This window comes from Hanstruepera marina, assembly GCF_019880635.1.
GTDB lineage: Bacteria > Bacteroidota > Bacteroidia > Flavobacteriales > Flavobacteriaceae > Hanstruepera > Hanstruepera marina.
This window is the reverse complement of record NZ_JAINVX010000004.1, coordinates 140,204-160,446: the sequence shown is the minus strand read 5'-3', so window position 1 is coordinate 160,446 and position 20,243 is coordinate 140,204. Positions and strand designations below refer to the sequence as shown.

The 20,243-nt window shown below is 35.3% G+C and carries 18 protein-coding genes; 9 read left to right on the top strand and 9 right to left on the bottom strand.

Annotated elements, in window-relative coordinates; genetic code table 11:
- Window positions 1–49 precede the first annotated feature (49 nt).
- A complete protein-coding gene (locus K7G76_RS11555; protein WP_223034380.1) occupies window positions 50–1,369 on the top strand; it encodes a dipeptidase in 1,320 nt (439 codons plus the stop codon).
- On the opposite strand, the gene K7G76_RS11550 is transcribed toward K7G76_RS11555, so the two are convergent.
- Window positions 1,363–3,282 carry an alpha-ketoacid dehydrogenase subunit alpha/beta gene (locus K7G76_RS11550; protein ID WP_223034566.1) on the bottom strand — a complete coding sequence of 640 codons (1,920 nt, stop codon included), beginning with the start codon at window positions 3,280–3,282 and terminating at the stop codon, window positions 1,363–1,365. The genes K7G76_RS11555 and K7G76_RS11550 overlap by 7 nt on opposite strands.
- Before the next feature lie 209 nt (window positions 3,283–3,491).
- On the opposite strand from K7G76_RS11550, the gene K7G76_RS11545 reads away from it, so the two are divergent.
- Genes K7G76_RS11545 through K7G76_RS11525 form a run of 5 tightly spaced genes read left to right on the top strand, consistent with a single transcriptional unit; the run spans window position 3,492 to window position 7,429 of the window.
- Window positions 3,492–4,442, top strand: coding sequence for an isopenicillin N synthase family dioxygenase (locus K7G76_RS11545; RefSeq protein WP_223034379.1), 951 nt, complete (start codon window positions 3,492–3,494; stop codon window positions 4,440–4,442).
- Window positions 4,443–4,444: 2 nt separating this feature from the next.
- Window positions 4,445–4,774, top strand: a complete 330-nt coding sequence (locus K7G76_RS11540; protein WP_223034378.1) for a translation initiation factor — start codon at window positions 4,445–4,447, stop codon at window positions 4,772–4,774.
- Complete coding sequence (locus K7G76_RS11535; protein ID WP_223034377.1) at window positions 4,774–5,736, top strand: DUF1835 domain-containing protein; 963 nt, start codon at window positions 4,774–4,776, stop codon at window positions 5,734–5,736. Before K7G76_RS11540 ends, K7G76_RS11535 begins: the two co-directional genes overlap by 1 nt.
- Window positions 5,706–6,575 (top strand): nucleoside phosphorylase, encoded by an 870-nt coding sequence (locus K7G76_RS11530; RefSeq protein ID WP_223034376.1) that lies wholly within the window; start codon window positions 5,706–5,708, stop codon window positions 6,573–6,575. The genes K7G76_RS11535 and K7G76_RS11530 overlap by 31 nt, the downstream gene beginning before the upstream one ends.
- Window positions 6,575–7,429: a substrate-binding domain-containing protein gene (locus tag K7G76_RS11525; RefSeq protein ID WP_223034375.1), complete on the top strand. Its 855-nt coding sequence runs from the start codon at window positions 6,575–6,577 to the stop codon at window positions 7,427–7,429. The genes K7G76_RS11530 and K7G76_RS11525 overlap by 1 nt, the downstream gene beginning before the upstream one ends.
- A gap of 299 nt (window positions 7,430–7,728) precedes the next feature.
- Here K7G76_RS11525 and K7G76_RS11520 read toward each other — a convergent pair whose 3' ends face one another.
- On the bottom strand, window positions 7,729–8,394 hold the full coding sequence (locus K7G76_RS11520; RefSeq protein ID WP_223034374.1) for a uracil-DNA glycosylase: 666 nt from the start codon (window positions 8,392–8,394) through the stop codon (window positions 7,729–7,731).
- Window positions 8,395–8,459: 65 nt separating this feature from the next.
- Here K7G76_RS11520 and K7G76_RS11515 point away from each other — a divergent pair, with 65 nt between their 5' ends.
- Window positions 8,460–9,956, top strand: coding sequence for a YfcC family protein (locus tag K7G76_RS11515; RefSeq protein WP_223034373.1), 1,497 nt, complete (start codon window positions 8,460–8,462; stop codon window positions 9,954–9,956).
- On the opposite strand, the gene K7G76_RS11510 is transcribed toward K7G76_RS11515, so the two are convergent.
- From K7G76_RS11510 to ychF, 4 genes are all read right to left on the bottom strand, one after another.
- A complete protein-coding gene (locus K7G76_RS11510) occupies window positions 9,957–12,632 on the bottom strand; it encodes a DNA gyrase/topoisomerase IV subunit A (protein WP_223034372.1) in 2,676 nt (891 codons plus the stop codon). It lies immediately after the preceding gene.
- Complete coding sequence (locus tag K7G76_RS11505; RefSeq protein ID WP_223034371.1) at window positions 12,629–13,117, bottom strand: hypothetical protein; 489 nt, start codon at window positions 13,115–13,117, stop codon at window positions 12,629–12,631. The genes K7G76_RS11510 and K7G76_RS11505 overlap by 4 nt, the downstream gene beginning before the upstream one ends.
- Complete coding sequence (locus tag K7G76_RS11500) at window positions 13,117–14,973, bottom strand: DNA topoisomerase IV subunit B (protein WP_223034370.1); 1,857 nt, start codon at window positions 14,971–14,973, stop codon at window positions 13,117–13,119. Before K7G76_RS11500 ends, K7G76_RS11505 begins: the two co-directional genes overlap by 1 nt.
- A gap of 140 nt (window positions 14,974–15,113) precedes the next feature.
- Window positions 15,114–16,208 (bottom strand): redox-regulated ATPase YchF, encoded by a 1,095-nt coding sequence (gene ychF / locus K7G76_RS11495; protein WP_223034369.1) that lies wholly within the window; start codon window positions 16,206–16,208, stop codon window positions 15,114–15,116.
- A 434-nt stretch (window positions 16,209–16,642) separates the two neighbouring features.
- Here ychF and K7G76_RS11490 point away from each other — a divergent pair, with 434 nt between their 5' ends.
- Window positions 16,643–16,846: a hypothetical protein gene (locus K7G76_RS11490; protein WP_223034368.1), complete on the top strand. Its 204-nt coding sequence runs from the start codon at window positions 16,643–16,645 to the stop codon at window positions 16,844–16,846.
- An 89-nt stretch (window positions 16,847–16,935) separates the two neighbouring features.
- Here K7G76_RS11490 and K7G76_RS11485 read toward each other — a convergent pair whose 3' ends face one another.
- Complete coding sequence (locus tag K7G76_RS11485; protein ID WP_223034367.1) at window positions 16,936–17,613, bottom strand: toxin-antitoxin system YwqK family antitoxin; 678 nt, start codon at window positions 17,611–17,613, stop codon at window positions 16,936–16,938.
- Between the two features lie 26 nt (window positions 17,614–17,639).
- Window positions 17,640–19,244: an alpha/beta hydrolase gene (locus K7G76_RS11480; RefSeq protein ID WP_223034366.1), complete on the bottom strand. Its 1,605-nt coding sequence runs from the start codon at window positions 19,242–19,244 to the stop codon at window positions 17,640–17,642.
- A gap of 52 nt (window positions 19,245–19,296) precedes the next feature.
- On the opposite strand from K7G76_RS11480, the gene K7G76_RS15430 reads away from it, so the two are divergent.
- Window positions 19,297–19,428, top strand: a complete 132-nt coding sequence (locus K7G76_RS15430; RefSeq protein WP_255573005.1) for a hypothetical protein — start codon at window positions 19,297–19,299, stop codon at window positions 19,426–19,428.
- Here the strand turns inward: K7G76_RS15430 and K7G76_RS11475 are convergent.
- Window positions 19,421–20,125 carry a hypothetical protein gene (locus tag K7G76_RS11475; RefSeq protein ID WP_223034365.1) on the bottom strand — a complete coding sequence of 235 codons (705 nt, stop codon included), beginning with the start codon at window positions 20,123–20,125 and terminating at the stop codon, window positions 19,421–19,423. The two genes, K7G76_RS15430 and K7G76_RS11475, sit on opposite strands and share 8 nt — an antisense overlap.
- Between the last annotated feature and the right edge of the window lie 118 nt (window positions 20,126–20,243).

Sequence of the window (20,243 nt, the reverse complement as noted above, 5' to 3'; positions counted from 1 at the left end):
TAAGATTTCTTTTTTGTAACTTGACCATAACTAATTGAACCAACCATTTATGAATAAATTATCCACTTTAGTTTGTCTTATTATTTTGATATCAACCTCTTGTAAAAATGAACCTAAATTACAAGAATCCATCACAAAAGATAAAGACTCAATAGCACTTATTGAACGTGCCAAGGCTATTCATGATAAAGTTATTACCCTTGATACTCATATTGATATTAATGTTAAAAATTTTACAGATTCTATTAATTACACGCAGGACTTATCGTCACAGGTAACGCTTCCCAAAATGAAAGCAGGCGGTTTAGATGTTGCGTGGTTTATAGTCTATACAGGTCAGGACTCCTTATCTCCTGAAGGTTATGCTAAAGCTTATGATAATGCGATATCCAAATTTAATGCTATTCATAAGCTTGTGGAAGAAATTGCACCAAACGATATAGAATTGGCATTAACTTCTGATGATGTTCGTCGCATTCATGCATCTGGCAAAAAAGTAGCCATGATTGGTATAGAAAATGGTTACCCTATTGGTTTGGATATTAGCCGTGTTGAAGAATTTTATAATTTAGGTGGCCGTTATATGTCATTAGCACATAACGGTCATAGCCAGTTATGTGATAGCCACACAGGTGAAGCCAGAGACAAGTGGCTACACAATGGCTTGAGTGAACTCGGTATTGAGGTTGTTAAAGAAATGAACCGCTTGGGTATGATGATCGATGTTTCGCACCCATCAAAAGAAGCTATGCTGCAAATGATAGAAATAAGTAAAGCACCAATAATAGCTTCACACTCTGCTGCAAGAGCTGTTAGTGATGAAAGTCGAAATTTAGATGATGAGCAATTACAATGGTTAAAAGAAAAAGGAGGCGTTGTACAAACCGTTGCATTAGATAGTTATGTACACACTCAAAAAGTGAAAGAAAGAGATGGGCATTTGCAAAGACTTGCTCTTGAAGTAGCGGACTCTTTGGGAGTTATGTGGTACACAACTCGTGAGGAAGTTATGGCATTGAGTAATGATGAACAAGATGCGTTTTTTGAATATTATAGAAAAGTTATAGATTTAGCCAACAAAAAAGCGGCAAAAGTTGAAGGATTCCCTCCGGCTCCTGATGTGTCAGATTTTGTTGACCATATAGATTATATGGTTAAAAAAATAGGTGTTGAGCATGTTGGTATTAGTAGTGATTTTGATGGTGGTGGTGGTATTGAAGGCTGGAATGATGCATCAGAAACCTTTAACGTGACTCTGGAATTGGTTAAGCGTGGTTATACTGAAGATGAGATTGCCATGCTTTGGAGTGGCAACCTACTACGTGTTTTAGATGAAGTTCAGGCTATAGCAAAAGAATTAAATCAATAAGCTAGAAGTTCTTTTAAAGCGTTTTCAAACTTCCCTTTTGCTAAATATTGTTCTTCCAATTGATTGATAAATGGTATAGGTGTTTCCATGCTCGCCACACGCTTTACAGGTGCATCTAAATCTTCAAAACAGTTTTCCATTATTTGTGCAGAAATGTCAGAAGCTATTCCTCCAAACAAGGAGTCTTCTTGCAATATTATCACACGGCCTGTTTTTCTAACCGATTCATATATAGTTTCAGTATCTAATGGTTGTAAGCTTCTTAAATCAATTAAATCAGCTTGTATATCAACATTGGCATTCAGTGTTTCTAATGCCCAATGTACAGCAGCGCCATAAGAAATAATCGTAACAGATTCGCCCTCTCGTAATACGGAAGCTTTTCCAAACGGCAACGTATAATAATCAACGGGAACTTCTTGGCGAATACTTCTATAGAGGGCTTTATGTTCAAAGAATAATACCGGATTAGGGTCATTGACAGCTGTTGCCAATAAACCTTTAGCATCATAAGGGAATGCCGGATAAATCACTTTTAATCCTGGAGTCTTGGTAAACCATGCTTCATTGGTTTGTGAATGAAATGGTCCAGCAGCAACTCCAGCTCCACAAGGCATTCTAACTACCACATCGGCATGTTGATTCCATCTGTAATGTGATTTGGCCAAATAGTTAACTATTGGATTAAAACCCGAAGAAACAAAATCTGCAAATTGCATTTCAACTACAGCTTTCATACCTGCAATAGATAAGCCCATTCCAGCTTCTACTATAGCAGATTCACAAATGGGTGTATTACGCACACGTTCGGTTCCAAATTGATCTACAAACCCATCTGTTATTTTAAACACTCCACCATATTCAGCTATATCCTGACCCATAATAACCAAATCTTCGTGTTGTTCCATAGATTGCTTTAAACTTTGAGAAATAGCATCTATCAGTCGTAGCTCTTCAGTTTTTGAATTTACTTCAAAATTTTGATAATCAAATGGTTTGTATACGTCATTTAATTCGACACTTTCAATTGGTGAGATAATTTCTTCATCAAAAGCCTTTTGTAAATGTTCGTTAATTTCATGAACAATAGCTTCTTTAATAGCTACTTCCTCACGCTCTGATAATATGTTGGCATCTCTTAAAAAGGCCTGAAAATTTTCAACAGGATCTTTTTTTGCCCAAGCGTCCATTAAATCCTGTGGCACATATTTTGTACCACTGGCTTCTTCATGGCCACGCATTCTAAAAGTTTTAAACTCCAATAACACTGGACGCGGGTTTTCACGAATACTATCTGCTATTTCACTAACTTTAGTATAAACTTCTATTGCATTATTGCCATCAATAATATGCGATTCCATACCATAACCCAATCCTCGATCGGCTATATGTTCACAATTATACTGCTCTCTTGTAGGGGTTGACAACCCATAACCATTATTTTCTACGCAAAACATCACAGGCAATTGCCATACTGAAGCTACGTTTAAGGCTTCGTGAAAATCACCTTCACTAGTTCCGCCTTCGCCTGTAAAAACTGCTGTGACCTGGTTTAGGTTTTTTAATTTACTGGCTAAAGCAATACCATCTGCTACACCCAATTGTGGTCCTAAATGCGAAATCATGCCCACAATTTTATAATCTTGAGTCCCAAAATGAAATGATCTATCTCGTCCTTTGGTAAACCCATTGGCTTTCCCTTGCCATTGACTAAATAGGCGATACAACGGAATTTCGCGGGTTGTAAACACACCTAAATTACGGTGCATAGGCAATATATATTCATCTTTTCGCATAGCCATGGTTACACCCACAGATATAGCTTCTTGACCAATACCCGAAAACCATTTGGAGATTTTACCTTGACGCAATAGAATTAACATCTTCTCTTCTATCAATCTCGGTTTGAGCATATTTGTATATAATGTAATAAGCTCTTTATTTTCTAATCCTGAAATATCGTACTGTAATTCGCTAGTTGAAGTCACTTGGGAACTTTAAAAATTGTTTGTCAAATATAGCATAAAATGATAATTACAAAACGAAAATCCATAAAGAATATCTGTACGAAACTTTATAATGTTTTTGTACCTTTGTAAGGATTCACAAGAAATTTATAGAAATGAATAATATACCTAGCGTTAACCTAAACGATTTTACTTCAGGCGACCCTCAACGTAAACAGAAATTTGTAGATGAAATAGGTAAAGCCTATGAAGAAATTGGGTTTGTGGCTTTAAAAGGCCATTTTTTAGATGACACATTAGTAGACAATCTTTACGAAGAAGTAAAAAACTTTTTCGCTTTACCGTTAGAGACCAAACAAAAATATGAGATTGAAGGTATTGGCGGACAACGTGGCTATATTTCATTTGGGAAAGAAAGTGCTAAAGGAAAAAAAGAAGGCGACTTAAAAGAGTTTTGGCATTTTGGGCAGTATGTTGAAAACAATCCTAAATTAGAAGCAGAATATCCAAAAAATGTAGAAGTTGAAGAATTGCCAAACTTCAATAAAGTTGGTAAAGAAACTTACAGAATGCTCGAAAAAACAGCCAAATATGTATTACGAGCTTTAGCCTTGCATTTAGGATTGGAAGAAACGTATTTTGACCAATATATTCATAACGGGAATAGTATTTTAAGACCAATACACTATCCACCCATTATTGAAGAGCCAAAAAACGCAGTTCGTGCAGCTGCCCATGGCGATATTAACTTAATTACCTTGTTAATGGGAGCTCAAGGTCGTGGATTACAAGTTCAAAATCATAAAGGTGAATGGTTGGATGCCATTGCAGAACCTGACGAATTGATGATAAATGTTGGAGATATGCTTTCACGTCACACCAATAATAAATTAAAATCAACCATACACCGTGTTGTTAATCCACCTAGAGAACTTTGGGGGACGTCACGTTATTCCATTCCATTTTTCATGCACCCTATAAGTGATATGAAATTAGATGTTTTAGACAGTTGTATTGATGAAAACAATCCAAAACAATTTGATGATATTACTGCAGGCGAATTTTTAAATGAACGCTTAATTGAATTAGGTTTAATTAAGAAATAAACATGGATTTACAAGATCAGCTTAAAAATCTTTTTCCAGATCATGTTCAAGAAGAAACTCCGGAATCTCAAGAAAACGAGTCTAAAATTTGGCTTCAAGACGACCCTATAATTTGTAAATACGAAAAACGTAAAGGTAAGCCTATTACAATTTTAGAAGGTTATACAGGTGCTACTGAAGACTTTAAATTATTGGCCAAAGAGCTAAAAACAACTTTAAGTGTTGGGGGTAGCTTTAAGGATGATAAAATTATAATTCAAGGTGATTATCGCGATAAAATAATGACCATCTTAAAAGAAAAAGGCTTTAACGTTAAGCGTGTTGGTGGTTAATGGCTAACAAAACCCTACATATCACAAATGGCACTAGTCTTACTAATTATCTAAAAGAATTAGATATAGAGGGCGAAATGCTTACCTGGCATGAAATGTTGTGCGAAGGGAATACCTTTTCTAAAGTTGACAGTCAAGAGTTTTTAAACCAACGAAAAGCGTTTTTGAGTACCTATTACGATATTGAAATTGATGAAAATGCCTTCCATAAAGAGTTAGATATATTAAACCACACCGAAAAGTTTGATGAAATTATTCTTTGGTTTGAATATGATTTATTTTGCCACATAAACCTTATCGCGGTTATAAGTCTTTTAAAAGAAAAACATATCGACTTGCCCATTTACCTGGTTTGTAGTGGCCGCGTTGATGGCGAAAGCAGTTTAAAAGGCTTAAGCGAACTATCGCAACATGCATTAATTGAGCATTATGAAAATAAGATTTTACTTTCTGAAAGCGATACTGAATTAGCCCAAGATGTTTGGCGAATATATTGTGGCAGAGATCATAACTTACTCAAGCCCTATATTGTTAAAAAATCATCATTTATTTATTTAAGCAGTTGTTTAAAGGCCCATTTAAAACGGTTTCCGAATTTAAAAAATGGCCTTTCAGATTTAGAAGAGAATATATTACGAATCGTTAAGGATAATGATATAAAATCCAGGCATCATTTACTTGGGTATGCTTTAAATTATCAGGGTTACTATGGTTTTGGTGACATACAAATCAATCGAATAATTGAAAACCTTAGGTTGTTTCTTAATGAATCTGAAGATAGTATAACCCTAAATAGAAAAGGACACGAAGCACTTCACAACACAAATAATTTTGCACTAGAAATCAATAACAATATTCCATTTGGCGGAGTAAACCGATTAGATTTCTTTTTTAGTGATGAAGAAAACAAGCTTATTAAAAACCCCATTCCATGCCAATTAAAGAATCTGAACTTATATTAAATCCTGACGGTAGTGTTTACCACTTAAACTTAAAACCCGAAAACATAGCAAATGATATTATTTTTGTTGGTGACCAAGACCGGGTTGAAAAAATCACAAAACATTTTGATACGGTAACGTTTACTACGCAAAAACGTGAATTCAAAACACAAACGGGCGTTTACAAGGGAAAAACCTTATCGGTTATCTCAACTGGAATTGGCCCAGACAATATCGATATTGTATTAAATGAGCTTGATGCTTTAGTAAACATCGATTTACAAACCAGAAAGCCAAAACCTAATTTAACCTCACTAAATATTGTAAGGGTAGGTACTTCTGGTTCCTTGCAAAAAGATATACCTGTTGATTCATTTGTATTAAGTTCACATGGCCTTGACATTAATGGTATGTTGCATTTTTATCAGGTAAAAACTATTTCCAATCCGGAAATTGAAAATGCTTTTATTAATCATACACAATGGAACGTAGACAAGGCAAGACCAATTGTTATCAATAATAGCAAAGAATTGGAGGACAAGTTTTACAGCAACCAAACCTTTAAGGGTATTACAGCAACGGCCGGAGGTTTTTATGGTCCTCAAGGTCGTGTATTACGCCTACCATTGCAAGATGCCAATTTAAATTCAAAAATTGATTCTTTTTACTTTGAGGGCCATAGAATATCAAATTTAGAAATGGAAACATCTGTTATTTATGGTTTGTCAAAACTTTTGGGGCATAAAGCATTATCTCTAAATGCTATTATAGCCAACAGAGCAACTGGCGAGTTTAGTAAAGATCCTAAACAAGTGGTGGAATCGCTAATAAACTATACATTAAATAAACTTATAAGTTAATGAGAACAGTTAATATTGGTGGTGTTCCTGAACATTTTAATTTAGCTTGGTACCTTACCTTAAAAGAAGGTTTATATAAAAAAGAAGGTATTAATTTACGATGGCATGACTACTATGGAGGCACTGGCGCTATGTGCCAAGCATTAGAGTCTGGCGCTATAGATATTGCTGTTATTTTAACCGAAGGCATTATTAAAGACATTATCAATGGTAATCCCAGTAAAATTGTACAGACTTTTGTTAAATCGCCATTAATATGGGGAATACATGTAGCTGCACATTCAAATTTCAAAACCATCAACCAGTTAAAAGAAAAAAAAGCCGCTATTAGCCGTTATGGATCGGGTTCACATTTAATGGCCTACATCAATGCAGAAAACAACAATTGGGATTTAGATAAAGATTTAAAGTTTGAAGTTATTGAAAACCTTGAAGGTGCTATTAAAGGGCTAACAAATGGTGAAGCGGATTATTTTATGTGGGAAAAGTTTACAACAAAACCTATTGTTGATGATGGTATTTTTAATCGAATTGGCACTTGCCCTACTCCTTGGCCTTGTTTTGTAATTGCTGCTAGCGATAATTTTATAAAAAACTCTGGAGATGACTTAAAAGCCATTTTGCGTATTATTAATAACGCTACAACAGAATTTAAAGACCTTAAGGATATAGATAAGATGATATCGAAACGTTATAACCAAAAATTAGAAGACGTTCAAGAATGGTTATCTCTAACAGAATGGTCGCAAAGTCTTATATCTTCTGATACTATAACGGAAGTTCAAAAGCAACTCTACGCATTAAACATTATACCAAAAATTGAAAAATATGAGAATTTAGTAGTAAAAATCTAAATTATTTTAAACTACTTTTTTTAACAATTTTTGATTTTCACTTTTTTAAAAGCACTTACAATCACAGAGTTATACTAAATAAAATAATGGATAAATGTTAATTTTTTCTATGTTTTTAACACAAAAGCTTTATATTTGTTCTATAACCAAATCACAATTGCTTATGCTATTAACAATTACTTTAATACTTTCAATACTAGTAGCTATAAATTTTTTATTACTATTTTTTAGTTGTAATAAAACTACAAAACGTAAAGCTATAGTTGAGAAAAACCCAACATTTACCGTAACCAAAAACACTACCAAACCACAGACTTCAACCCAACTTGCTCCAACAGGGAGTTAGTTTTACTAAAGTGTTTATTGCCAAACCAATATCCTCTATTAGCACTTAATGGGGATGGATGTCCGCTTTGTAAAATAAAGTGTTTGTCAGTATCTATCAATTTTGATTTTTTTTTAGCAAATCCTCCCCAAAGCAAAAAAACAACATTCTCTTTATTATCACTTATTGCCTTTATTACGGCATCGGTAAATTGTTCCCAACCCTTATTTTGATGACTGCCAGCTTGGTGGGCTCTAACAGTTAGAGTTGCATTTAATAATAAAACACCTTGATCTGCCCATCGTTCTAAATTTCCACTTTTGGGATAAGAAACACCTATATCTTGCTCTATTTCTTTAAAAATATTGATTAACGAAGGCGGATGTTGAATACCATCGTGAACACTAAAACATAATCCATTTGCTTGATTGGGGCCATGATAAGGATCTTGACCTATTATAACTACTTTCAAATCATTAAAGTGACAATGTTCAAAAGCATTAAAAATTTGTTTTCCTGGAGGATAACAAGTATGACTACGGTATTCCGTTTTTACAAAACTCACCAAGTGATTAAAATAAGGGCTTTCAAACTCTGATTTTAAATACGGTTTCCAGCTATCGTGTATATTTACGGTCATTTTTACAGACTTTATTAAGAGACTTCTAAATTAATACTATCTTTAGTTTATTAAAACCAATGACCTTGAAAAAACTAAAATTTCCTTCTGCCCAAACCATCTTATTAATTATTGCTGGATTAGTAGCGCTTTTGACTTTTTTTGTGCCTGCAGGAAAATACGATACACTAGCTTATGATAGTAGCGCCAATTCTTTTATTAAAATAAGTCAAGAAAACAAAGAAACGCTTCCGGCGACTCAAGCCACGTTAGAATCCTTGAATATCATAATCCCATTAGAGAAGTTTACCAATGGTGATATTTACAAAGCCATTAATATTCCTAATACCTATAAGAAATTGGATGCGCAGCCTCAAGGGCTTTTAGCCTTTTTAAAATCACCTATTAAAGGAATCATTGATGCGGCCGACATCATTTTTCTTGTTTTAATTATAGGTGGCCTAATTGGTATTATGAACCATACAGGTGCTTTTGATGCTGGTATAGCTTGGTTGGCCAAAGCCTTACAAGGTCACGAGTATATTCTTATCATTTTAGTTACAACTTTAGTAGCTGCAGGTGGTACAACTTTTGGTTTTGCTGAAGAAACCATTGCCTTCTTCCCTATTCTCATCCCTGTATTTTTGGCTGCAAAATACGATGCCCTTGTGGCTATTGCCTGTATATTTTTGGGGTCGTCCATAGGTACAATGTGTTCAACAATAAATCCATTTAGCACCATTATAGCATCCGATGCTGCTGGCATTAACTGGACAACCGGCTGGCAAGGTCGTGTATTTATGTTAAGTATGACATTACTTGTTACTCTTATCTTTGTTTTGCGTTATGCCAACCGTGTAAAAAAAGATCCGACAAAATCCATAATTTACAATCAAAAGGCACAAATTGAAGCTCTTTTTCACCAAGGTGATGTTAAAGTATCCTCTTTTAATTGGCGCTTACGTTTAGCGCTTTTTGTTTTTACAGCATGTTTTATAGTTATGATTATAGGTGTTTCCAGATTAGACTGGTGGTTTTTAGAAATGACTACTACCTTTTTGGTTGGTGCAATAGTAATAGGGATCATTACCAAAATAAAGGAAGACGTTTTTATTGAAGTTTTCGTTAAAGGTGCTGGCGATTTATTGGGTGTTGCGCTAATTATTGGTATTGCAAGAGGTGTTACTGTAATTATGTCTGATGGTTTAATCAGTGATACCATGTTGTATTATGCCAGTGATGTTACTTCGGGTATGGACAAAGGTTTATTTGCAAGCGTTATGACGTTAACCTATTCTGGGCTGTCCTTTTTTATACCAAGTTCATCTGGCATGGCTGTTTTAACCATGCCCATTATGGCACCCTTAGCAGATACAGTAGGTGTGGGCAGAGAACTTGTTGTCAATGCTTATCAGTATGGAATGGGGTTATTGTATTTAATTAGTCCTACAGGGCTTATTTTACCATCATTAGCTATTGCCAAGGTTGGATATGACAAATGGTTGAAATTTGTAATGCCGTTATTTATAATATTAGTGGTATTTACATTAATTGTAATGACAGTATCTGCCTATCTTATGTAACTAAAATAGAGTGATTTGCCCTTGGTCATCATGATTATCTGAAGTACTTTCATCATTTGACGTCTCACTCGGTTTTTCATTAGTTGTATTAGATTCGCTATTTTCAGTTGCATCTTCTGAAATTTCAGTTTCACCTACAACTTCAATATCTTCGGCATGAACTTCTTCAGGAGCTTCATAGGGCAATGGTTCAAGCAAACTAACCTGATTTATTTTCTCTTTGGTCAATTGGTTTCCAAGCGCGCCAATGCCTTTGATAGCAATAAATTCTTCTAGATTTACTTGTACATTATCCTTACGGTCTTTACCACGTTCTTTAGTAAATTCAATTTCAGCCATTGGACGCCAATCTGTTGAAACGATTTCCAATTGGGACTTTGGATGTTCGGAAATAAAACTTTCCTCTTTCGCCTCATTTTCAACTAAAAAACGTTTAACATAATACCGTTCTTTTTCACCGTCAAAATAAATAGCAGAAATGGGTTTTTTGGGAATCCATTTTTCCATAACAATCATATCATCATCAAAATGTGTGGTTACTTCTGGGATAATGGTTTTGATTAAACCTGATTGTCGTATAATTAAAATGCGATCTTCACCTCTAAACTCACCTACTAGATCACCACGACCATCGACATTTAAACGCTGAACTGTGTCATCAAACCAAATTTTACGCGGTTTTAAGGTAGAAACACCCTTTTCTTTGAGTTCAATTTTCTTAACCGCATATTTAGTTACTAAATTTCCTTTAGAAGCACGACCTTTTATAAGAATATCGGCAAAATCCAAATCCCATTTTAATTTCTTGATACTCCCAACTTGACGCAAGTTTATGGTGACCACTTCAGCTTCACCATTTGGATTGGCCGAGAAATACCAAACCATAGAGTTTTTGTTTCCATTGGTTAAATCGTATTCACGATCTCTAGTAACCGATGTCACCGCAAAACGTTTGACATAGGTCGGACCTCCTTTACCATCACGATACATCATATTATAAATGGTGCGCTTATCTTTTTTCTTGAATACAGCAACATGAATGATGTCTTTACCTATAAAAGTTTTAGTGTCTACTTTGGTTACCATCATCTTCCCTTCTTTGGTAAACACAATAATATCGTCTATATCACTGCAATCGCAGACATACTCATCCCTACGCAACGAAGTACCTATAAAACCCTCTTCCCTATTGACATAAAGCTTGGTGTTTCTAATAACTACTTTAGTAGCATCTACATCAGCAAACGTGCGAATTTCCGTTTTACGCTCTTTCCCTTCTCCATAATCTTTTTTTAGACGCTCGAAATATGAAATAGCATAATCGATCAAATTTGCCAAATGATGTTTTACTTCAGCTATTTGTTCTTCTAAAGCTTCAATCTTTTGTTGAGCCTTGTCGATATCGAATTTAGATATACGCTTAATTCTAATTTCGGTTAAACGTACAATATCCTCTTCTGTAACTTTTCGCTTTAAATGTTTGATATGAGGTTGTAGTCCTTTGTCTATAGCCGAAATAACACCTTCCCAAGTTTCTTCCTCTTCTATATCACGATAAATTCTATTTTCAATAAAAATTCGCTCTAAAGATGCAAAGTGCCATTGTTCCTCAAACTCACCCAATCTAATCTCCAACTCATTTTTAAGCAATTGAACCGTATGATCTGTTGAACGTCGAAGCATTTCAGAAACACCAATAAACAAAGGCTTGTTGTCTTCAATCACGCAACCTAAAGGTGAAATAGATGTTTCACAGTTTGTAAACGCATAAAGTGCATCTATGGTTTTATCAGGCGATATTCCAGATGGTAAATGCACTAAAATTTCAACATCAGCAGCTGTGTTATCTTCAATCTTTTTTATTTTGATTTTACCTTTATCGTTAGCCTTTAAAATAGAATCAATTAAAGATGATGTATTGGTTCCAAATGGTATTTCGGTAATAACCAAGGTGTTTTTGTCAACCTGTGAAATTTTAGCCCGTATACGCGCTTTTCCACCCCGAAGTCCATCTTTATAATCCGTGAAATCTGCAATTCCGGCTGTAGGGAAATCAGGAACCAACTTAAAACGCTTACCCTGTAAATGCTTTACAGAAGCTTCAATTAACTCTATAAAATTATGAGGTAGTATTTTTGTGGACAACCCAACAGCAATTCCCTCTCCTCCTTGTGCCAACAACAATGGAAACTTTACTGGTAAATTAACAGGCTCTTTGCGTCTACCATCATAACTTGCAGACCATTCGGTGATTTTAGGATTGTAAACAACGTCTAACGCAAATTTTGATAAACGCGCTTCAATATAACGCGAAGCAGCTGCACTATCGCCAGTTAAAATATTTCCCCAGTTTCCTTGCGTGTCAATTAACAGATCCTTTTGACCAATTTGCACCATGGCATCCGCAATACTGGCATCTCCATGCGGATGGTATTGCATGGTATGCCCTACAATATTGGCTACCTTGTTATAACGACCATCGTCCAAATCTTTCATAGAATGCATGATACGTCGTTGTACCGGTTTAAAACCATCTTCTATGGCTGGTACAGCACGTTCAAGAATAACATAAGAGGCATAATCTAAAAACCAATCTTTATACATACCAGTTACCCTAGTAATGGTTTCGTTAGATTCCTCTTGCTCATTTATCAAATCGTCGTTCTCTTCACTCATGAATTGTAGGCTTTTCTATTGTGTTTAACCATTTTACTCAAAGATTGTTTCATGTATTTGCGCTTTTTTCTAGCGACCAAAGTAACGTTGAAACGTTCTTTTTTAACATGGTCATGTTTTTTGTTTTTAATGTATAAAACTAATTCTCTGTAAATTAAATAATTGTGGATTTTAAAACCGGACAACCTATCTTTTTCAAATTCTATAGTATGTTCACGATAGTTAAAGTAATCAGAGAGCAATAACCCTTTGTTGGTTATGACCACTTTTAAACCATCACTATCATATTCAAAATATTTGGCTATCCAATGAATAACAAAAAACAAAGCTGCCAATATTAATAATATAATTAAAAATGCTGTTAATGGATTATCGGTCATGTCTTTAAATGCGCTAAAAACTGTCACCAAAAGTATAGCCAAGACAATCAGTATAAAATATACCGATATAATTACATTTTTAACTTTAGCGTTGTTCGTCCTCATTAATTATCCTCAACTAAATCTAACTCCACTTTTAAGTTGTTAATTATAAACTCTTGACGGTCTGGTGTGTTTTTACCCATATAAAACTGCAACAATTCATCAATTGACATGTTGTCGTCGAGCATTACAGGGTCTAGGCGAATATCTTCACCTATAAAATGCTTGAATTCATCCGGTGAAATTTCACCTAACCCTTTAAATCGGGTAATTTCTGGCTTGGGCTTTAATTCCTCTATAGCATTTAAGCGCTCTTCTTCTGAATAGCAGTAAATGGTTTTCTTTTTGTTGCGAACCCTAAACAAAGGTGTTTGCAAAATGTACAAATGACCTTCTTTTATCAGTTCAGGGAAAAATTGAAGGAAAAACGTAATCAGCAACAAACGAATATGCATACCGTCTACATCGGCATCGGTAGCTATGACGACGTTATTGTACCGTAAATCCTCAAGTGATTCTTCAATATTCAATGCCGCTTGCAGAAGATTGAATTCTTCGTTTTCATACACAATTTTCTTACTTAAGCCATAGCAGTTTAAAGGCTTTCCTTTTAAACTAAATACGGCTTGCGTATTCACATCACGAGATTTTGTTATACTCCCTGAAGCCGAATCGCCTTCCGTAATAAATAGTGTGGTCTCCAGATTGCGTTCGTTTTTAGTATCACCAAAATGCACGCGACAATCGCGTAATTTTTTATTGTGCAGACTCGCTTTTTTAGCACGATCCTTCGCTAGTTTTCTGATACCAGACAGTTCTTTACGCTCACGCTCGGCTTGCATGATTTTACGCTGAATCTTTTCAGCAGCATCTGGATTTTTATGTAAGTAATTATCGAGGTGTGTTTTTACAAAATCATTGATGTAAGTCCTTACAGTTGGCAAATCACCACCCATATCAGTTGACCCCAGTTTGGTTTTGGTCTGACTCTCAAATACTGGCTCCATAACCTTAATGGATACAGCAGAAACGACTGACTTACGAACATCTGATGCATCGTAGTTTTTGCCATAGAACTCGCGTAGCGTTTTTACCAATGCTTCACGAAAAGCCGCTAAATGTGTTCCACCTTGTGTGGTGTTTTGTCCGTTTACAAACGAATGGTATTCTTCGGAATACTGGGTTTTACTGTGTGTTAAAGCCACTTCTATATCATCACCTTTTAAATGAATGATAGGGTACAGCAAATCGGTTTCCTTAATGTTTTCGCTTAATAAGTCTTTTAGACCATTTTCGCTATAATACTTTTCGCCGTTAAAAACTATGGTTAAACCTGGATTAAGGTACACATAGTTTTTGAGCATCTTAACAATATACTCATTACGAAACTTGTAGTTTTTAAAAATGGTTTCATCAGGCACAAAAGATACTTTAGTTCCTTTTCTACGTGTGGTTTCCTCTAAAACTTCTTGATTGGTTAAATTACCCAATTCAAACTCTGCTGAAGCCGACTTATTATCACGCGTCGATTCTACCCTAAAATAGGTTGACAAAGCATTTACCGCTTTAGTACCTACACCATTAAGTCCGACTGATTTCTTAAACGCTTTACTATCGTACTTCCCACCAGTGTTCATTTTAGAAACTACATCAACCACTTTTCCTAGCGGAATACCACGTCCATAATCACGAACGGTTACTTTGTTGCCATGAACTGATATTTCAATAGTTTTTCCAGCTCCCATAACGTATTCGTCAATAGAGTTGTCTAAAACCTCTTTAATCAGGATATAAATACCATCGTCTGCAGAAGAGCCGTCACCCAATTTCCCGATATACATACCAGGACGCATACGGATATGTTCTTTCCAATCGAGTGAACGTATATTATCTTCGGTGTATTTGGTTTCTTTAGCCATTATGTGGGTGCATTTTTTGAGACCTTGCTAATATACATTTTCACTTTAAAAAATGAAACCCGATTTTACTAAAGTAATTAACAAAAAAAGCCAGTGTTTGTTGAGAACATTGGCCTTTTATTTAATTTTTTATTTGTAATTTATACATTAAACAAGAAGTGCATGACATCGCCATCTTTTACAATGTAATTTTTTCCTTCTACGCGCATTTTACCAGCTTCTTTTACTTTGGCTTCGCTACCATATTGCACATAATCATTGTAGGCAATGACTTCGGCACGAATAAAGCCTTTTTCAAAATCGGTATGGATCACGCCTGCCGCCTGTGGTGCTGTTGCTCCTATATCCACAGTCCAAGCACGTACTTCTTTTACACCTGCCGTAAAATACGTTTGCTGATTTAAGAGTTTATAGGCTCCACGAATCAATTTTGCTGAACCTGGTTCATCTAACCCTATATCTGCCAAGAACATCTGGCGCTCTTCATAATCGTCTAGTTCGTTGATATCGGCTTCGGTACCAACGGCTAACACTAATACTTCGGCTTGCTCGTCCTTAACGGCTTCGCGAACGGTTTCTACATAGCTGTTGCCCGACACTGCCGAACCTTCGTCTACATTACACACGTACATAACGGGCTTATCGGTAATGAACTGTGCTGGTTTTACAAAGTCTCTATCGTCGTCTTCAGAAAACTCCAATGCTCTTACTGACCTTCCTTCTTCTAAACCGGCTTTTATTTGCAACAAAACTGCTTCTTCCTTTTGGGCATCTTTATTACCTGTTTTGGCTGCACGTTTTACTTTGTCTAACTTTTTCTCTACAGTTTCCAAATCCTTTAATTGGAGTTCCATATCAATGGTTTCCTTGTCGCGTATGGGGTTTACACTACCATCTACATGCACAATATTGTCGTTATCAAAACAACGCAATACGTGTAGAATGGCATCGGTCTCGCGGATGTTTGCCAAGAACTGGTTGCCCAGCCCCTCGCCTTTACTGGCACCTTTTACCAAGCCGGCAATATCAACAATCTCAACGGTTGCTGGCAATACACGTTCTGGTTTAACGAGTTCTTCCAATTTTTGAAGTCTGGGGTCTGGTACGTTTACCACACCAATATTGGGCTCAATGGTACAAAACGGAAAGTTGGCACTTTGCGCTTTGGCATTACTTAAACAATTGAATAAGGTAGACTTTCCTACGTTTGGTAACCCGACAATACCTGCTTTCATTTTCTTTAGATAATTAGATTCAAGTAGCAAGAACCTAGACAGTGGTTTTTGCAGGATGCAAATATAATTATAGTTACCGTTAGTGGAAACAAAAAGTTTAGTTTTTAGGTGTTAGTTGGTTGCATGACAAGTTTGTCGTGGTATTTTATTGTATGTTCATTTTTGAGGGACCAAAAACGAACCAAAAAGTCCTTTGCTGTAGGTAGGTATTTTTTATGGTTATACACTAACCATAAAAACCATAACCAAATACCTAAATTTGCTACAAGGCTTCGAAAATTTTTAACGGTATTTGGTTGTTTATACTGACTACAGCGGGTTCCTGCTGCGCAGGAATGACAAGTGAGGTACGACCGAAGTAATTTGTTTGTTTGCTTGTTGACTGTGAGATGCTGAATCTCCCGACGCTATAGGTCGGGACAAGGTGGGTAGTTGTGCTTCTACCCTGTGACCTTATATGGATTCCGCATCAAGTGCGGAATGACAAGTTTGCGGTGGTTAATCAAAAGACTGGAATGGGTAATCAAAAGTCTGGAACGACTAATCAAAAGTCTAGAACGACCAATCAAAAGTCTAGAACGACCAATCAAAAGACTGGAACGGTTAATCAAAAGTCTGGAATGGGTAATCAAAAGTAGAACATAGTCAATAAAAAGTGGAACATGGTCAATAAAAATACAGGAATGAATAGCCGTAATTGCGGTTACACATTGTTGGAAGTAGTTTATTATTTTTTAATATTCCCATTTTCGTATTCCACAGTCTTTTCTAATTTACCACTTTCATCGAAATAGTAAACTGTTCCGTGTCCTCTTCCTGTTTTTGTTTGTCCTATTTCTTTTATTGTTCCGTTTTCGTGAAACCTGATAGTTTGGCTATCATTAAAAATGTCGGCACTTCTGAACTTTTTAATAACTCCATTTTCATAGAATTCGATTATCACTCCGTCTCGTTTTCCGTTGTTTGATTCATACAAGTATTTCGGTCGTAAAGTGTTTTCGTTTAAAATTAATCCGTAACCATTCACAGAGTCATTCTCAAAGTGTTTAAATCCGATAACGTTTCCATTTGAGTCAAAATAATAACCGTTTCCGTTTTTCAGTCCGTTTTGAGTTTTGACTTTAAATTCCATCGTTCCATCAGCACGATAATCTACCACGCTATCGATTTTTTCCGTTTGAATCGATTCGGTCGTTTCTATCACCACTTTTTTAGGTTGGTTATTACAACTAGTTAAAATTAGAAGAATTATGATATGGAAAATGCCTTTTTTCATATTGTTGCCAACGGTCTCGGCTATGATTTCGTTGCGTGGTTTAGCACTTAACTTTGCAAGTACACACCAAGTTGGAAATTCGAGAGGATTTTCAGAAGTAGGCGAGAACAAGCAATTGCTTATAGCCATTGTTATGTACAGGTCTTTATTAGTTTTTATTTTTCTTTTATTCCAATTAAAGATATCAATCCGTCAGAAAGAGTTCCACGCCAATTCACATAGTTGTGTCCTCCTTTAAATTCTTGATAATCCACATCATAACCTTTTACTTTAAGAATATCTCGAAACTGTCTATTCATTCCAAGCATAGAAGCTCCTGCATCATAAAGTCCTACGTCCATATAAAATTTTATGGGTAGACGTTCACTATTCATATATGCATTTATAAGTTTACCATTATCTTCAGGATAAATCCAGTGATTTTCATTATTCGAGCCTTTAATCCAATAGGAACCAGATTGCGAAAGAACATTTCCTATAATATCTGAATGATTAAGGGCAATGAAACTAGCAGCAAAACCACCTCGACTTGAACCTGCTAATATTATCTTATCTGATGTAGTATGAATGTTGTATTTTGAACGAACCCAAGGAATAAGTTCGGTTGCAATAAAATCTCCAAAATTTTTACTAATTAAATCTTGACCTCGCTTTCCAAGATTCCAAACTAAAACCGTCACAGTAGGTTCTATTTTGTTGTCTACTATAAGATTATCCATAATTGTAGGTGTTGGAATTCTCGACCTTCGATTTAACCTTGCACCATATGATTCTCCATCAAATATTATTACTAAATTATGTGCTTGTTTTGGATTATAATTAGCTGGTGTATGTATTGTGATTTTTCTTTCTTCATTTAAAATTTTACTTTTAATTGAAGTTGGTAGTACTTTTCCTTTAGCTACATTTTCTCTTTCACCAATGTAAATTTGCTTGGGTGCATTTGGCATCTCAACTGTTCCATCATAAGCGTGCTCTATATTCCTTGATTCAATTTCATTATGGGGCCCAGCTTTATCTAGATTGAAATAATTGAACCCGTAATTGAATCGAGCGTCTTTAGGAACTCTCTGCGTTACAAAATGAAGTTTTGAGTTTGGTAATCGCTGAAATCTTAATCCCAAAAAATCAGGACCGCCACTTAACATTACATACTCAGTATTATCATTAGGTATGCAAAAGTATGTAACCAACATATCTGTGTCATTCCCTTCAATTGGTTCTATAATATGTTTGTCTGTTTGCTTGGCAATGAAGGTGTCTATGGCATTTTTATCAGTTAGCGAAGATTCCCATAAGTTGTATAATGTCTTTGTTGGCAGCTCTTTTTTTGTAATACGCTTGGTGTTGTCTGATAAACTTAAGATTTTTTTAGTAGTCAAAGTGTACGTTCCTTTTTTTACGTTTTTATCTAGAGTATGAACTATCAATTTATATTCTCCCGATTCAACTGAAGTAATATCAATAGGTTCAACTCCATTTGTTCCGTTTGGACTATCAATTTGTTTTAGAAGTTCGCCATTTGGTCTATAGACATCAATTACAAGGTCTATTCCTTTTTGAAGAACTTCTCCAACTATTGCCATTCCGTTTTCTAATTCAACAGTATAAGTATGTTCGTCTAGTGCAGAAATAGTCTTGTCAATTTTTTCCCCAGCAATAAGTTCTTTTCCATTATTATTTTGAGCTGAAATTGGAAAAGTGAAAATTGAAATAAATAAAAGAGAGATGAGAAGAGTAAGGTAATAAGGTTTGTTCATTACTTAATGTTTCTATGTTGTTTTGTTTGACTTGTACATAACGGTCTCGGCTATGATTTCGTTGCGTGGTTTAGCACTTAACTTTGCAAGTACACACCAAGTTGGAAATTCCGCAGGAATTTCCAAAGTAGGCGAGAACAAGCAATTACTTATAGCCATTGTTGTAGGTAGTTTTTTTAGTTAGGAAACTTATTAATTCTTCTAAACTGTCTTATTACTGTCGTGTCAGAATTCAAGAGCCTTAAAGTTATCAGGTTCTCCTCAAATTGAATCTTCCAAAAATCTCTTTTGACTTGGTCCCCATATGGAATTAATTCAACTTCAGGTTTATGTCCATGAACATTATAAACCCCATTTACTCTTCCTTTTTCAGACTCTATAACAAATCGTCTGTCCCATCTAAAAAATATATAACCGTTAATTTCTTTTTTATCCGATTCCTCAAAATAATTGCCATTACTTACTACTTTTTCTAATTTCCAAAGCCCAAGTATTTTATCACCATATGTTTCTGGAAGTTTAGATGAACGTTCTAAAGTGACTTTGATGTTTTGTCCTTCTTCAGTTCTCTCCCAAATCATTTCATTTTCATTAATCGATATCACAAAGGGATCATTTAAATCCTCTAATCCGTTTGCGTTTATTATTGATAACTCATTTGATTTTTTATCCAAATTCCAAGTCCCGTATGAATGTTGAAATCTTCCATTGCCTGATTCTTGTGTTAAATCGGAATTAAAACGAGTCCATCTTGCATTTGGGGTCATTTCTTCCTTTCCCACCTTTACCGATTTAATAATCCATAATCCTTCAATTGTTGATTTATTTTCACAACCAAATAATAAAAGAATGACTATTAAAGAGAATATTGATTTTTTCATGTTTTTGCTTTAATTACCTACAATGACCTGCTAAACGCAGTTCGACTTTGAAAACGAAGATACAAAAAGTGAATAATAATGAAGCGTTAAATCGTGCGGTAGCACGATAGCCATTATT

What these genes read in the sequence shown, in the direction of transcription:
- K7G76_RS11530 (WP_223034376.1), top strand. Translation starts at nt 5,706, where the DNA reads ATGCCAATTAAAGAATCTGAACTTATATTAAATCCTGACGGTAGTGTT.
- K7G76_RS11545 (WP_223034379.1), top strand. Translation starts at nt 3,492, where the DNA reads ATGAATAATATACCTAGCGTTAACCTAAACGATTTTACTTCAGGCGAC.
- K7G76_RS11550 (WP_223034566.1), bottom strand. Translation starts at nt 3,282, where the DNA reads ATGCTCAAACCGAGATTGATAGAAGAGAAGATGTTAATTCTATTGCGT.
- K7G76_RS11540 (WP_223034378.1), top strand. Translation starts at nt 4,445, where the DNA reads ATGGATTTACAAGATCAGCTTAAAAATCTTTTTCCAGATCATGTTCAA.
- K7G76_RS11525 (WP_223034375.1), top strand. Translation starts at nt 6,575, where the DNA reads ATGAGAACAGTTAATATTGGTGGTGTTCCTGAACATTTTAATTTAGCT.
- ychF (WP_223034369.1), bottom strand. Translation starts at nt 16,208, where the DNA reads ATGAAAGCAGGTATTGTCGGGTTACCAAACGTAGGAAAGTCTACCTTA.
- K7G76_RS15430 (WP_255573005.1), top strand. Translation starts at nt 19,297, where the DNA reads ATGATTTCGTTGCGTGGTTTAGCACTTAACTTTGCAAGTACACACCAA.
- K7G76_RS11480 (WP_223034366.1), bottom strand. Translation starts at nt 19,244, where the DNA reads ATGAACAAACCTTATTACCTTACTCTTCTCATCTCTCTTTTATTTATT.
- K7G76_RS11510 (WP_223034372.1), bottom strand. Translation starts at nt 12,632, where the DNA reads ATGAGTGAAGAGAACGACGATTTGATAAATGAGCAAGAGGAATCTAAC.
- K7G76_RS11555 (WP_223034380.1), top strand. Translation starts at nt 50, where the DNA reads ATGAATAAATTATCCACTTTAGTTTGTCTTATTATTTTGATATCAACC.
- K7G76_RS11475 (WP_223034365.1), bottom strand. Translation starts at nt 20,125, where the DNA reads ATGAAAAAATCAATATTCTCTTTAATAGTCATTCTTTTATTATTTGGT.
- K7G76_RS11500 (WP_223034370.1), bottom strand. Translation starts at nt 14,973, where the DNA reads ATGGCTAAAGAAACCAAATACACCGAAGATAATATACGTTCACTCGAT.
- K7G76_RS11505 (WP_223034371.1), bottom strand. Translation starts at nt 13,117, where the DNA reads ATGAGGACGAACAACGCTAAAGTTAAAAATGTAATTATATCGGTATAT.
- K7G76_RS11535 (WP_223034377.1), top strand. Translation starts at nt 4,774, where the DNA reads ATGGCTAACAAAACCCTACATATCACAAATGGCACTAGTCTTACTAAT.
- K7G76_RS11520 (WP_223034374.1), bottom strand. Translation starts at nt 8,394, where the DNA reads ATGACCGTAAATATACACGATAGCTGGAAACCGTATTTAAAATCAGAG.
- K7G76_RS11485 (WP_223034367.1), bottom strand. Translation starts at nt 17,613, where the DNA reads ATGGCTATAAGCAATTGCTTGTTCTCGCCTACTTCTGAAAATCCTCTC.